We start from the raw sequence: 12,431 nt of genomic DNA on the forward strand, positions 1-12,431 counted from the left end.
GCCGCGACCGGTCCACCCCGCCAGGAGTGGTGTAGGTTGTGGTGTATGCGGCGGACGAACATCTACCTCGACGAGGACCAGACCGCTGCCCTGGACACCATCGCGCGGGCCGCGGGGGTCTCCCGGGCCGAACTCGTCCGGCGCCTGGTCGACCGCGGGGTCTCCGCGGCACCGTCCGACCTCGACGCAGACCTGGCAGCCATCACCGAGTCCTTCGGCGCCCTCGTCGCGGACGGCCCGCTCGAGCGGGGCCCGGACGAGCGGGCCGCGCACCTGGACCGGGTGAGCCGGCTGTGATCCTGCTCGACAGCGACGTGGTGATCGCCCACCTCCGCGGCGTGCCGGCTGCCCGCGACTGGCTCCTCGACGCCCGCCGGCGCACCGGCCGGCTGGCCACGAGCGCGGTGACGCTCACGGAGGTGAGCGGCGGGATGCGGTCGGCCGAACGCCGCGAGGTGACGCGCCTGCTGTCCAGCCTCGACGTCTTCCCGGTGACCGAGCGGGTCGGCTGGCGCGCGGGTGAGCTGATGAGGACCTACCGGCGGTCGCACGGCGGCATCGGGCTCGGCGACTACCTCGTGGCCGCGGTGGCCGAGGTCAACGGGCTGGAGCTGGCGACCCTGAACACCCGGCACTTCCCCATGTTCGCCGACCTCGCGCCACCGTTCCCCCTGCCCTGAGGCCTCACCCCACCCGGGCGGTCCCCCGGCGGATCCGCAGGCCGTCGAGCAGCAGCCCGGCGGCCAGCGCCGACCCGGCGCCCTCGCCGGCCCGTAGCCGCAGGTCCAGCAGCGGCTCGAGGCCCAGCGCCTGCAGCACCAGCTCGTGCCCCCGCTCACGGCTGCGCTGCCCGGCCACCAGGGCGGCCTGCGCGCCCGGCTCGAGCAGGACGGCGGCCAGCGCGGCCACCGACACGGCGAACCCGTCCAGGACGACGGCGGTGCCGGCCTCCGCGGCGCCCAGCAGCACCCCGGCGAGCACGGTGAGCTCCGGACCGCCGAGCTCGGCCAGGGCCCCGGCAGGGTCACGCCCGAGCCCGCGGCCGGCCCGGGTCAGCGCGGCGGCCACCACGTCGCGCTTGCGCTCCAGCACGGCGCTGTCGGCGCCCGCGCCCAGACCGGTCACCGCGGCGGCGTCCACGCCGAGCAGCCCGGCGGCGAGCGCGGCCGCGACGGTGGTGTTGCCGACGCCCACCTCGCCGAGCGCGACCAGGCCCGCGCCGGCGTGGGCGGCGCCGAGCCCGCGGCCGGCCGCGAGCAGCCGCGCCACGTCGTCCCGGGTCAGGGCGGGGGCGGCGGCGAGGTCGCCGCGCGGACCGGCGGGGCGGGCGGCGACCGCGCCGTCCAGCGGGTCGCCGGCCACCCCCGCGTCGACGACGACGGTGGCCAGCCCGGCCGCGGCCGCGGCGGTGGCGCCCACCGACACCCCGGCCAGCGCTGCGCGGGCGACGTCGCGGGTCACGCGGGTCCCGTAGGCCGAGACGCCGAGCGCGGCGACCGGGTGGTCGGCCGCGGCCAGCACCAGCGTGCCGCCGGTGGCGTCGCCGCGGCCCAGCGCCACCACCCGGTCCACCGCGCGGTCGAGCACGCCGAGCGAGCCCGGCGGGGTGAGCAGCCGGTCGGCCTCGTCGCGGGCACCGACGACGGCGTCCCGGCCGGGGGCGCGCAGGTGCGACGGGGGAGCGGCCGGACCGCCGTCGTCGGCCGGCCAGCGGTCCTCGACGACGACGGCCGACAGCGGCAGCCGCCGCGACCAGCCGGCCCGCTCCAGGCCCGGCGCGGGCGGGCGCTCGTCGGGCCAGCCCAGGCACAGCCAGCCGAGGGTCACCACGCCGTCGGGCAGCCCGACGAGCGCGGCGAGCTCGTCGGGGCGGAACAGCGTCACCCAGCCCATGCCCAGGCCCTCGGCGCGGGCGGCCAGCCAGAGGTTCTGGATCGCCGCCGCGCAGCTCCACAGGTCGGCGTCGGGGAAGGTGGCCCGGCCCAGCACGCCGGCGGCGGGGGTGCGCCGGTCGCAGCAGACGACGACGCCCAGCGGTGCCTCGCGCACGCCCTCGAGCTGCAGGTCCAGCAGCCGCCGTGCGGCGTCGGGCTCCAGCTGCGCGGCCTGGCGCAGCCGCTCCCGGTCGGTGAGGACCGCGGCCCGGTCGCGGGTGGCGGCGTCGCGGACGACGAGGAAGCGCCACGGCTGGCTGTGCCCCACCGACGGCGCGGCGTGCCCGGCGGCGAGGACCCGCTGCAGGACGTCGTCGGGCACCGGGTCGGGGCGGTAGCGGCGGACGTCGCGCCGGGCGGCGACGACGGCGTAGAGGCCATCGGCGTGCTCGGGCATCGCCCAGGCGGCCGGGTCGCCGGCCCGCTCGGCGGCGGAGGTGACGTCGCCGACGAGCGGGACGGGCCGCGGCCAGGGGGACGCCGTCATGCGGCTCTCCTCCCACGCGCCGGACCCGGTCGGTCGCCGACTCTAGCCACGGGTCCGGCTCCGCCGACGGGCGCCGCGGGCCTCCCCGTGGCGGGTCCGCGACGCCCGTCCGGACGGCGGGGCCACCCGGTGTTTCGGCTGCCGGCCGCGCGGGCTCAACCCGAGCGCGGTCCCGGGCGCCGCAGCCGGACCGGCGCACGCCGCAGCCAGGCCTCCTCCAGCAGGTCGGCGACGAGGGCCGGGTCGGCGGCGGCGAGGTCGACGCGGACGCCGGAGACCCGCCGTCCCCACCACAGCAGCGAGCAGGGGCCGCCCTCGGCCGCCCGGGCCTCCGACTCACCGACCAGCACGTTGAGCGCGTCCTCGTCCCACAGCGTGGCCAGCACCGCGCTGCCCAGCCGGAACGAGGGGCGGCCGTGGTGGTCGGCCTCGGTCACCTCCGGGAGGGCCAGCGCCAGTGCGCGGACGTCGTCGGGGGTCACGGCGGGAACGGGTCAGGCCGACGCGAGGGCGGCGACGAGGACCAGCCCGAGGAACCCGACGCCGACCCAGCCGAGCACGATCCCGGCGATCGCCATGCCGTCGCCGCCCTCGCCGCGCTCGCGGATCTGGCTGCGGGCGACGTAGCCGAAGACGAGCGCGAGGACGCTGCCGATCCAGTAGACCCAGACGATGCCCAGGACCATCGACGCGATGGCGAGCCCGTTGGTGCGCCGGGGCGGGCACCCGTACCCGTACGGCGGGTAGCCGGGCGGCGGGCCGTAGGGCGCCTGCGGCGGGCGGTAGGGCGGCTGCGGCGGCCCGTAGGCCGGCCGGCCCTGCTGCGCCGCGGCCGGGTCGTGGGCGCCCCACTGGGTCATGTCCGTCCCCCGTCGTCCTGCCCGGCTGCCGGGTCGGTGGTGGCCCGGCGTCCCCCACGCCGGGCCAGCGCGGACGGTACGGGCCCGGGCGGGGCCCGGGCCAGCACCACCACCCCGGACGGGTCAGGTCGCCCCGGCCGCGGCGCCCACCCTCAGCTCAGGAGGTCCACGGCGCAGCGGAGTCCCGGCGCCCGGGACAGCCGCGCGTCGGCGGTGACGAGGGGGACGCCGAGGAGCTCGGCGAGGGCGACGTACTGGGCGTCGTAGGCGCTGACGGACTCCCGCAGCTGCCACGCCCGCGGCAGGAGCGGCAGGTGGGGGTACCGCTCCACGGTCAGCTCGCTCCAGTCCTCCAGGGCCTCGGCACCGCGCTGGGCGGGGAGCCGGCCGGCCAGGACGGCGCGTCGGACGGCGGAGAGGACCTCGACGTCCGCCAGCGCCGGGACGTGCACGTCCGAGGCGAGCAACCGCTCACGGGCCAGGGCCCCGGACCCACCGTCGTCGACGAGAGCGGGCACCAGGACGGATGCACCGACGACGATCACGGGCCGTCCGGACGCTCCGCCGCGATCGCGGCGACGGCGTCGTCGAACGACATCCGCCCACCCCGTCGTGCAGCCCGGGCGAGCACCTCGGCCTTGCTGGGACGCGCGGCGAGCACCTGCAGCTCTCGGAGCAGGTACTCCGAGAGGCTCAACCCGCTCGCCGCGGCCCGGGCGCGCAGGGCCGCGTGCAGGTCGTCCGGGACGTTGCGCACCTGGACCATCTTGGGCACGCCGCCCATCCTACGTGTGGCGCGCATGCGATCACATGTGTCGAGCATGCGACGTGTCCTGTGACCGGTCGCTCCGGCCGGGGCGGAGGTCCTAACGCCCGTCCTCGACCTGCTGGAGGAAGCGGCGCAGGGTCTCGAGGAAGACCTCGGGCTGCTCGGAGTGCACCCAGTGGCCGGCACCCTTGACCTTCACCAGCCGGGTCGAGGGGAACAGCTCGTCCATCCGCGCGCGGTCGCCGGGCAGCACGTAGTGGCTGTTCGCGCCCGCGATCCACAGCACCGGGCCGTCGAAGGTGGCGCCCGGCGGCGGGTCGGGGAAGCCGCGCAGCTCGCCGAGGTCGCGCTCGAGCGTCTCCAGGTTCAGTCGCCACCGCCAGCGGCCGGAGCCCACCCCCTCGCGGACCAGGCTCTGCAGCAGGAACGACCGGACCATCGTGCTGGGCACCGCCTCGCGCAGCGCCCGGTCGGCGTCCTCGCGGGTGCGCAGCGCGCCGAGGTCCACCGCGCGCATCGCAGCGATGAACGCGCCGAACGGCGAGGCCTCCTCGTCGGGGTCGTCGGTGCGGCCGCCGGACACCGGGTACTCCACCGGCGCGATGTCGACGACGACGAGCGCCCGCAGCAGCTCCGGCCGGCGCAGCGCCAGCTGCATCGCCACCTTGCCGCCCATCGAGTGCCCGACCAGCGTCACCGGCTCCTCGGACGACGCCAGCTCGTCGGCGACCACCTCCGCCATGTCGACGTAGTCGACCCGGTCGGTCCACGGCGAGTGCCCGTGGTTGGGCAGGTCGAGCAGCGTCACGCGGTGGCCGTCGGCGAGCCCCTTGGCCGCCGTCGTCCAGTTCTTGCCCTGGCCGAACAGGCCGTGGACGAAGACGACGCGCGGCCCGGACTCCCCGACGGTGCGCGCCGCCAGCCGCTCGTCGGAGGGCGCGTCGGCAGTCACCCGGCGATTCCACCAGATCCCCGGCCGCCGGCGACCTACCGTGCCCCGGACGAGAGGAGGTCCACCGTGCCCGGACGGCGCCGTGCCGCCACGACCCCCAGGCGGCGGACCACGAGACGGCGGACGACGGCCCGCCGCCCCGCGGTCCCCGACCTGCCCACCGCGGGCCCGGGGGAGCGGGTCTGGGTGCTCGCCGTCCCCTTCCGCGCGCCGGCACCCGGCGCCACCTGGCACGCCGGGCTGCAGGCGCACGTGTGGGTGGGCGCGGAGCTGCCGTCGGCGCTGGCGCCCTACGACCCGCCGCCGTACACGTTCGAGCGCTTCCTCGAGGACGAGCTCAACGAGACGCCGCGGCCGCTGCCGGAGGGCCGGCCGATGGTCCCCCGCGAGGAGCAGTGCACCGGCGCGGAGGCCGTCGTCGCCTCGGCCGCGGCCGGGCACCGGGTGTTCCTGCTCGGCGACGACCCCGGCGTCGGCAAGACCGGCACCGCGGTCCTGGCCGCCCGGGAGATCTGCGAGCTGCGCGGCGGCGAGCGGGTGCTCGTGGTCGCCGACCGCCCGGCGGCGATCACCATCCCGCACTGGACCCGCTCGATCGCCGGCTTCGGCGACGGCGGCCTGCGCTGGTGCGTGACCACCTGGGACCGGCTGGCCAAGGTGAGCACGCTGACCTTCGACGTCGTGATCGCCGACGAGGCGCACATGGTCCGGCACACGACGACGCAGCGGTGGAAGCACTGGAAGGCGGTCTCCGGCGGTGGGCGCGCGAAGGACGTCCCGTTCGTCGTCGCCGCCACCGCCACCCCCGCGCACACCCCGCTGGAGCTGCCCTACCTGGCGCCGCAGTTCGCCCAGGTGCACGGCGAGCCGCTGCGCGCGTGGGCGGACCTGCCGGCGAAGCTCGCCGAGCACGGGTTCCACGTGGAACGGGGCCGCTACGGCTGGGCGTGGACCGAGGACGCCGACGCCCGCCGCACCGACCTCGCCCGGCTGCAGGGCTGGCTCACCGGCGCGGAGCCACCCGCCACCCTGCACCGCCCGGCGCCGTGGGGACCGGTGTCGGTGACCGGGACGCCGGTGGCGCTGACCCCGGCCGAGAGGTGCGCCTACGCGTCGGAGTGGCAGGAGTTCCGCGCCGAGATGCAGCTGGCCCGCCGCGCCCGGCAGAGCGCCCGCGGTCGCGCCGCGCTGCTGCGGTTCCGGCAGAAGGCCGGGCTGATCCGCGTCCAGGCCACCGTCGACTGGGTGCGTGCGCAGGTGGAGGCCGAGCGGCAGGTGGCGGTGTCGGTGGAGTTCGTCGAGACGGCGGCCGACCCGATCCGCGAGGCGCTGCTGGACTCGGGCGTCGCCGTGGCCTCGATCTACGGCCGGGACCGCTTCGACGTCGAGGCCGAGCGGCTGCGCTTCCAGACCGGCGCCGCCCCGGTGTGCGTGTTCACCGTGACCGCCTCGATCAGCCTGCACGCCGGCGAGCTGCTGCCGGGCGGGGCGACGGCGTCGTCGACCCCGCGGGTGGGCCTGTTCCACCAGCCGCGGTTCTCCGGCATCCAGGCCCGCCAGGTCACCGGCCGCACCCACCGTGACGGGCAGGTGTCGCCGTGGCGGGTGGCCTTCGCCGAGGGCACCGTCGAGGAGCAGGTGGCCCGGGTGATGGTCGAGCGGCTGGCGGTCAGCGGGTCGACGGCGGGCGCGGACACCTCCTCGCTACAGGAGATCGCCGAGCTGCTCGACGCCGACTGGCTGCCGCCCGCGGCGCTCACCGACGCCTGAGCCGGCTGCGGGGCGGGAGCCCGGTCACGCTGCCCGACACAGCCGGCGCGGCGGTGATCGAGGAGTTCGGGCACGGGCGGTGCCGGTCCACCCGGACGGACCGCCCCCGCTCAGCGGAGGAACTCGGTGAGCGCCTGCTCCGCACCGGCCGGCAGCGTGTGGTGCGTGGCGCCGGGCAGCGTCACCACGCTCGCCCGCGGCATCAGCCGGCCCGCGTTGCGGGCCACCTGCCGCGGGTCCTGGGCCCGCCCGTCCCCGGCGACGACGACCAGCGTCGGCACGGTCAGCGCGGCCAGCCGGGCGGGCTCGGGCCGGCGGGTGCGCACCGGCGCCGCCGTCGACACCTCGGCGCCCAGCGCGGCGACGTCGAGCCAGGCGTCGTCCACCGGCCGGCCGCCGGTCTCCCAGCGCACCAGCGCCCGCATCCGGGCGGCGCTGGGCCGGGCGAGCACCGGGACGGCGTGCAGCAGGTAGCCGGGGGAGAAGCCGGCGAAGGTGGTGGTCGGGTCGACCAGGCCGAGGCGGCGCACGCGGTCGGGCCGGTCGAGCGCGAGGGCGAGGGCCTGCCAGCCGCCGTAGCTGTGCCCGGCCAGGTCGACGGCGCCCAGCCCCAGCCCGTCGAGGACCTCGGCGAGCCAGTCGACGACGTCGCCGGTGCTGGTGAGCGGGCTGGTGGCCGGGCTGCGGCCGGCGTCGCCGACCGGGTCGACGACGTGCACGCGGCGCACCGCGACGAGCCGCCGCATCGCGCCCGACCAGGCCAGCGGGGTGGCCCCGCCGCCGGGCAGCAGCACCAGCGGGGGAGCCGACGGCGCGCCGCTGACCAGCACGTGGGTGCGGCCGAACCGCGTCTCGACGTCGACCGGGCGGACCGGCACCGGCCAGCGCGCGAGCGCCGCGTCGTAGGCGGTCTCGAACGCGGTCCGCCGGTCCCCCATGTCACGGAGCCTGCCGGGTGGCGGGCGCACCGGCAACGGGCGGGGAGAATGGCGCCGTGCGGCGGGAGGCGAGTGTGCTGCACCTCGACCTCGACGCGTTCTTCGCCGCCGTCGAGCAGCGCGACAAGCCCTCGCTGCGCGGCCGGCCCGTGGTCGTCGGCGGGACCGGCGGGCGCGGCGTCGTCGCCACGGCGTCCTACGAGGCGCGCGCCTACGGCGCCCGCTCGGCCATGTCGACGGCGGAGGCCCGGCGCCGCTGCCCGCCCGGCACGGCCTTCCTCGGCGGCCGGTTCGGCGCCTACCGGCGGACGTCGGACGTCGTCATGCAGCTGCTGCGCGAGCTGTCGCCGCTGGTGGAGCCGGTGTCGATCGACGAGGCCTACGTCGACCTGGCGGCCGGCCCCGGCCACGACCTGACCGTCGACGGCGTCACCGCGCTCGCCCGGCGGCTCAAGGCCGGGATCGCCGCGGCCACCGGCGGGGTGACCGGCTCGGTGGGCATCGGCAGCTCCAAGCTCATGGCCAAGATCGCCTCCGACCTGGACAAGCCCGACGGCCTCGTCGTCGTCCCGCCCGGCTCGGAGCTCGACGTGCTGCACCCGCTGCCGGTGACCCGGCTGGGCGGCGTCGGCCCGGCGACGGCCGAGCGGCTGCACACGGTGGGCGTGCGGACGGTGGCCGACCTCGCCCGCAAGCCGCTGCACGACCTGGTCGCGCTCGCCGGCCGGGCGCACGGCACCGGGCTGTACCAGCTGGCGCGGGCCGAGGACGACCGCCCGGTGGTCGCCGAGCGGGAGGCCAAGTCGGTGTCGCAGGAGTCGACCTTCGAGCGCGACCTCACCGACGTGGCCGAGCTCAACCGGCTCATCGACGCGATGGCCGGCCGGGTGGGCGGCCGGCTGCGCGCGTCGTCGCTGTCGGGCCGGACGGTGACGCTCAAGCTGCGCCGCTACGACTTCACCACGATCACCCGCTCGCAGACCCTGCCCCAGCCCACCGACGACGCCCGGCAGGTGGCCTCCATCGCCCGGCGGCTGCTCGCCGAGGCCGGCACCGGCGGCGGCCTGCGGCTGCTCGGCGTCGGCGTCTCCGGGCTGTCGCAGTACGCGCAGGGCGACCTGTTCGCCGCCGACGACGAGGCCGTGCCGGAGCCGGGGGAGACCGCCGTGGCCGAGGCGCCGGCCGAGCCCGAGCCGCCGGCCGACCGGCGGTGGTGGCCCGGGCAGGACGTCGTCCACGACGAGCTGGGGCCGGGCTGGGTGTGGGGCCGCGGGCTGGGCCGGGTGACGGTGCGGTTCGAGGGCCCGCTGACCCCACCCGGGCCGGTGCGCACGCTGGCCGCCGACGACCCCGCGCTGCACCCCGGTGACCCGCCGGACTGGCGCCCGGCGACGATGGCACCGTGAGCGAGAACGCCTGGGTGCGGATGACGCAGGCCGATCCCGGCCACTCGGCCGCCTACGTGCAGCGCTTCCGGGACCTCGCGGCGGGCGGCACGGACATCGTCGGCGAGGCCCGGCTGGTCGACGCGATGCTCCCGCGCGGGGCGCGGGTCCTCGACGCCGGCTGCGGGCCCGGCCGCGTGGGCGGGTACCTCGCCTCGGTGGGGCACGACGTCGTCGGGGTCGACGTCGACCCGGTGCTCGTCGCGGCCGCCGAACAGGACCACCCGGGGGCGCGCTGGCTGGTCGGTGACCTCGCCGAACTCGACCTGCCCGACCGGTTCGACGTCGTCGTCTGCGCGGGCAACGTGGTGACCTTCCTCAGCACCTCGACCCGCGTCGAGGTGCTGCGCCGCTTCCGCGCCCACCTGGTGGCGGGTGGGCGGGCGGTGGTCGGCTTCGGCGCCGGCCGCGACTACGCCTTCGACGCCTTCCTCGCCGACGCCGGCACCGCCGGGCTGGAGCCCGACGTGCTGCTGTCGACCTGGCACCTGCACCCGTTCACCGCGACGTCGGACTTCCTGGTCGCGGTGCTGCGGGCCGGCTGACCTCGCGACGACCGTCGGCCCCGACGGCGAGCGACCGCAGGATCGCGCCGGGGTGCTCGGCGAGCGCCACGGCGGACACCTCCACGGCGCGGCCGGCGCTCCCCTCCAGCAGGAGACGGCGTGGGACGCGCACCCAGGCGTGCGCGCCCACGTGCTCGGTGGGGCCGGGGTGGGTGTCGGTGGTGTGCACGGCGGACCTCCTCGGTGCCCGCGGCGCCGGTGCGGTGCCGCGGTGCGCCCGAGCCTCGGCCGCCCGGCTGGGAGGCAGCTGGGTGCGCGGTGCCGGTCACCTGTGCGATGCCGGGCACCTGTGCGGTGCCGGTCGTCCACCCGCCCCGCTCAGCGCGCGCCGAGGGCCAAGGTCAGCGCCAGCACGGTCTGCGGGTCGTCGAGGCGGTCACCGAAGCGCTCGCGCAGCTGCCCCATCCGGTAGCGGACCGTCTGCGGGTGCACGTAGAGCTCGGCGGCGACCTGCTCGCGGCGGCCGTGGTGCAGCAGCCACGAGCGCAGCGTCTCCAGCAGCTTCTCGCGGGGGCCGGGGCCGAGGTCGTCGAGGGGGGCCAGCACCTGGGCGCGCAGGTCGGCCAGCGCCTCGCCGTCGGCCCGCAGCACCAGGTCGGCCAGCCGCAGCTCGGTGTCCACCGGGACGTCGCCCTCGGGCTCCAGGCCGAGCTGCAGCGCCCGCAGCGCGCGGGAGTACGACGACCGGGCGTCCACCCACGGCCGCGGCGGGCCGACGACGGCGCCGCGGCCGGTCAACGCCCGCACCAGGGCGGCGCGCGCGAACCCCTCGGCGTCGGGCACCAGCAGCACGGCGCGCTCGGTGGAGGGCTCCGCGCCGGGCAGGTCCTCCCCGGCCTGCAGCGTCCGGGCGTCGAGCAGCGCCATCGCCTCGCGCGCGCCGGCCTCCGGCAGCAGCACCGCCGTCAGGGTGCGCGGCGGCGTCCAGTCGGCCAGCTCGGCGGCCGCGTGCAGGTCGTAGGGCGGCGCGCCCGTGACCAGCAGCTCGGTCAGCCGCTCCAGGTGGCGGCGGCGCACCCGCCCGCTGGCGGCCAGCTGGTCGGCGTGCCCGGAGGCGCTGGCCGCCGACAGCTGGTCGATGTAGGCGAAGACGAGCTCGGCGAAGCGGGCCAGTGCGCCCGCGGACAGCCCGGCGGCCACCGCCGTCCCGCTCATGTGCCGCCACGCCACCCGTGCGCCCACCCGGTAGGCGGCCAGCAGCGCGTCCATCGACCGGCCGGTGCGGGCCTCACCGCGGCCCAGCGCGTACGCGCCCTCGATGGCCGGAGCGATCGGCCGGCTGGCATCGGCGCCGTCGATCGCGGTGGCCAGCTCCAGGAAACCGGCCAGGGCCAGCTCGACGGCGTTCTCGATGCGCCGGCCCATGGGGCCGCGGAAGGCCTCGGCGTAGCTGGGCACCTCGACGACGATGGCGGCGACCGTCCGCTCGGCCACCGACGGCAGCTCGGCCCGCACCACCGCCGCGACGTCGAGCCCGAACGTCTCCTGATCCGTCGGCACCGTGACCCCTCCGTGACCGCTCTTGTTCGCACGGAACAGTATCCGGCGCGACGTTCACGTCCAGAGCACAGGTAGTCGTCCCCTGCGCAGGGAACAGTGGAGGTATGACCGCGACCGCTCCGCGCCCCACCGCGGCCCGGCCGACCCTGAGGACGCTGCGTGACCGCGCGCTCCGCCTGGCCGAGCTCGTCACCACGCCCCTGCTGCCGGCCGACTACCTCGACCTGGTGCACCCGCTGCGCCCGGGCGCCGACCTGCGCGGTCGCATCGAGGCCGTCGTCCCGGAGACGCGCGACGCCGCCACGGTCGTCATCCGCCCGGGTGCCGACTGGCGGCCGCACCGGCCCGGCCAGTACGTGCGCATCGGCATCGACGTCGACGGCGTGCGCATGTGGCGCGCCTACTCGATCACCTCCGACCTCGGCCGCACCGACGGCTGCTTCACGGTCACCGTCAAGGCCATCCCCGACGGCAAGGTGAGCAACCACCTGGTGCGCCGCGCGGAGCCGGGCACGATCGTGCAGCTCGACCAGGCCACCGGGGAGTTCTGCCTGCCCGAGCAGCGGCCGGCCAAGGCGCTGTTCGTCACCGCCGGCTCCGGCATCACGCCGGTCATGGGCATCCTGCGCAACCACCCGGAGCTCGACGACGTGGTGCTGGTGCACTCCGCGCCCACCGCCGACGACGTCGTCTTCGGCACCGAGCTGCGCGACCTGGCCGCCGCCGGCCGGATCCGGCTGGTCGAGCAGCACACCGACACCGCCGGGATGCTGGACGCCGCCGCGATCGCCGAGCTGGTGCCCGACCTGGCCGAGCGCGCCACCTGGGCCTGCGGGCCGCTGGGCATGCTCGAGGCGCTGGAGGAGCACTGGGCGGCCGCCGGCCTGGCCGACCGCCTCCACACCGAGCGGTTCCGCCCGACGGTGCTGGTCACCGGCGAGGGCGGCACGGTCACGTTCACGAGGAACGGGACGTCGCTCGAGGCCGACGGCGCCACCCCGATCCTCGACGCCGCCGAGGAGGCCGGCGTCCTCATGCCCAGCGGCTGCCGCATGGGCATCTGCTACGGCTGCGTGCTCCCGCTGCGCGAGGGCGCCGTCCGCGACCTGCGCACCGGCGAGGTGACCACCGCCGTCCCCGGCGACGGCGTCCTCGTCCAGACCTGCATCAGCGCCGCCGCCGGCGCCTGCGACATCGACCACTGACCTCT

Annotated in this window: 14 protein-coding genes; 6 read left to right on the plus strand and 8 right to left on the minus strand. The window is 77.5% G+C overall.

Going from position 1 to position 12,431, the window contains the following annotated elements:
• Positions 1–45 precede the first annotated feature (45 nt).
• Positions 46–297 carry a ribbon-helix-helix domain-containing protein gene (locus tag BLQ97_RS19810; protein ID WP_091368052.1) on the plus strand — a complete coding sequence of 84 codons (252 nt, stop codon included), beginning with the start codon at positions 46–48 and terminating at the stop codon, positions 295–297.
• On the plus strand, positions 294–680 hold the full coding sequence (locus BLQ97_RS19815) for a type II toxin-antitoxin system VapC family toxin (protein WP_091368055.1): 387 nt from the start codon (positions 294–296) through the stop codon (positions 678–680). The genes BLQ97_RS19810 and BLQ97_RS19815 overlap by 4 nt, the downstream gene beginning before the upstream one ends.
• A 4-nt stretch (positions 681–684) precedes the next feature.
• Here BLQ97_RS19815 and bluB read toward each other — a convergent pair whose 3' ends face one another.
• The 6 genes from bluB to BLQ97_RS19845 all read right to left on the minus strand — a co-directional run bounded on the left by bluB (position 685) and on the right by BLQ97_RS19845 (position 5,002).
• Positions 685–2,421: a 5,6-dimethylbenzimidazole synthase gene (gene bluB / locus BLQ97_RS19820; RefSeq protein ID WP_091368057.1), complete on the minus strand. Its 1,737-nt coding sequence runs from the start codon at positions 2,419–2,421 to the stop codon at positions 685–687.
• A gap of 155 nt (positions 2,422–2,576) precedes the next feature.
• Positions 2,577–2,903, minus strand: coding sequence for an MmcQ/YjbR family DNA-binding protein (locus BLQ97_RS19825; protein ID WP_091368060.1), 327 nt, complete (start codon positions 2,901–2,903; stop codon positions 2,577–2,579).
• A 12-nt stretch (positions 2,904–2,915) separates the two neighbouring features.
• Positions 2,916–3,281: a DUF4190 domain-containing protein gene (locus BLQ97_RS19830; protein WP_217637290.1), complete on the minus strand. Its 366-nt coding sequence runs from the start codon at positions 3,279–3,281 to the stop codon at positions 2,916–2,918.
• 152 nt (positions 3,282–3,433) lie between these two features.
• On the minus strand, positions 3,434–3,826 hold the full coding sequence (locus tag BLQ97_RS19835) for a type II toxin-antitoxin system VapC family toxin (RefSeq protein WP_091368063.1): 393 nt from the start codon (positions 3,824–3,826) through the stop codon (positions 3,434–3,436).
• The gene (locus BLQ97_RS19840) at positions 3,823–4,047 is read right to left on the minus strand and encodes a FitA-like ribbon-helix-helix domain-containing protein (RefSeq protein WP_245692573.1); all 225 of its coding nucleotides are present in this window, start codon (positions 4,045–4,047) and stop codon (positions 3,823–3,825) included. The genes BLQ97_RS19835 and BLQ97_RS19840 overlap by 4 nt, the downstream gene beginning before the upstream one ends.
• A gap of 100 nt (positions 4,048–4,147) precedes the next feature.
• Entirely contained in the window at positions 4,148–5,002 is an 855-nt protein-coding gene (locus BLQ97_RS19845) for an alpha/beta fold hydrolase (protein WP_091368065.1), read from the minus strand.
• Positions 5,003–5,068: 66 nt separating this feature from the next.
• On the opposite strand from BLQ97_RS19845, the gene BLQ97_RS19850 reads away from it, so the two are divergent.
• The gene (locus tag BLQ97_RS19850; RefSeq protein WP_091368068.1) at positions 5,069–6,772 is read left to right on the plus strand and encodes a DEAD/DEAH box helicase; all 1,704 of its coding nucleotides are present in this window, start codon (positions 5,069–5,071) and stop codon (positions 6,770–6,772) included.
• 110 nt (positions 6,773–6,882) lie between these two features.
• Here the strand turns inward: BLQ97_RS19850 and BLQ97_RS19855 are convergent, their stop codons facing one another.
• Positions 6,883–7,710, minus strand: coding sequence for an alpha/beta fold hydrolase (locus tag BLQ97_RS19855; protein WP_091368071.1), 828 nt, complete (start codon positions 7,708–7,710; stop codon positions 6,883–6,885).
• A 56-nt stretch (positions 7,711–7,766) separates the two neighbouring features.
• Here BLQ97_RS19855 and BLQ97_RS19860 point away from each other — a divergent pair, with 56 nt between their 5' ends.
• Both BLQ97_RS19860 and BLQ97_RS19865 read left to right on the plus strand, forming a co-directional pair.
• Positions 7,767–9,116 carry a DNA polymerase IV gene (locus tag BLQ97_RS19860; RefSeq protein ID WP_091368074.1) on the plus strand — a complete coding sequence of 450 codons (1,350 nt, stop codon included), beginning with the start codon at positions 7,767–7,769 and terminating at the stop codon, positions 9,114–9,116.
• The gene (locus BLQ97_RS19865; protein ID WP_245692506.1) at positions 9,113–9,700 is read left to right on the plus strand and encodes a class I SAM-dependent methyltransferase; all 588 of its coding nucleotides are present in this window, start codon (positions 9,113–9,115) and stop codon (positions 9,698–9,700) included. Before BLQ97_RS19860 ends, BLQ97_RS19865 begins: the two co-directional genes overlap by 4 nt.
• Before the next feature lie 339 nt (positions 9,701–10,039).
• On the opposite strand, the gene BLQ97_RS19870 is transcribed toward BLQ97_RS19865, so the two are convergent.
• On the minus strand, positions 10,040–11,221 hold the full coding sequence (locus BLQ97_RS19870; RefSeq protein WP_091368076.1) for a PucR family transcriptional regulator: 1,182 nt from the start codon (positions 11,219–11,221) through the stop codon (positions 10,040–10,042).
• 104 nt (positions 11,222–11,325) lie between these two features.
• Here BLQ97_RS19870 and BLQ97_RS19875 point away from each other — a divergent pair, with 104 nt between their 5' ends.
• Positions 11,326–12,426: a ferredoxin reductase gene (locus BLQ97_RS19875; protein ID WP_091368079.1), complete on the plus strand. Its 1,101-nt coding sequence runs from the start codon at positions 11,326–11,328 to the stop codon at positions 12,424–12,426.
• Positions 12,427–12,431 lie beyond the last annotated feature (5 nt).

It is taken from the genome of Geodermatophilus telluris (genome assembly GCF_900102745.1).
Classification (GTDB): domain Bacteria; phylum Actinomycetota; class Actinomycetes; order Mycobacteriales; family Geodermatophilaceae; genus Geodermatophilus; species Geodermatophilus telluris.

Bases quoted from the DNA above. Each gene is read 5' to 3' on its own strand.
- BLQ97_RS19830 (WP_217637290.1), bottom strand. From the start codon at position 3,281: ATGACCCAGTGGGGCGCCCACGACCCGGCCGCGGCGCAGCAGGGCCGG.
- BLQ97_RS19855 (WP_091368071.1), bottom strand. From the start codon at position 7,710: ATGGGGGACCGGCGGACCGCGTTCGAGACCGCCTACGACGCGGCGCTC.
- BLQ97_RS19810 (WP_091368052.1), top strand. From the start codon at position 46: ATGCGGCGGACGAACATCTACCTCGACGAGGACCAGACCGCTGCCCTG.
- BLQ97_RS19875 (WP_091368079.1), top strand. From the start codon at position 11,326: ATGACCGCGACCGCTCCGCGCCCCACCGCGGCCCGGCCGACCCTGAGG.
- BLQ97_RS19840 (WP_245692573.1), bottom strand. From the start codon at position 4,047: ATGGTCCAGGTGCGCAACGTCCCGGACGACCTGCACGCGGCCCTGCGC.
- bluB (WP_091368057.1), bottom strand. From the start codon at position 2,421: ATGACGGCGTCCCCCTGGCCGCGGCCCGTCCCGCTCGTCGGCGACGTC.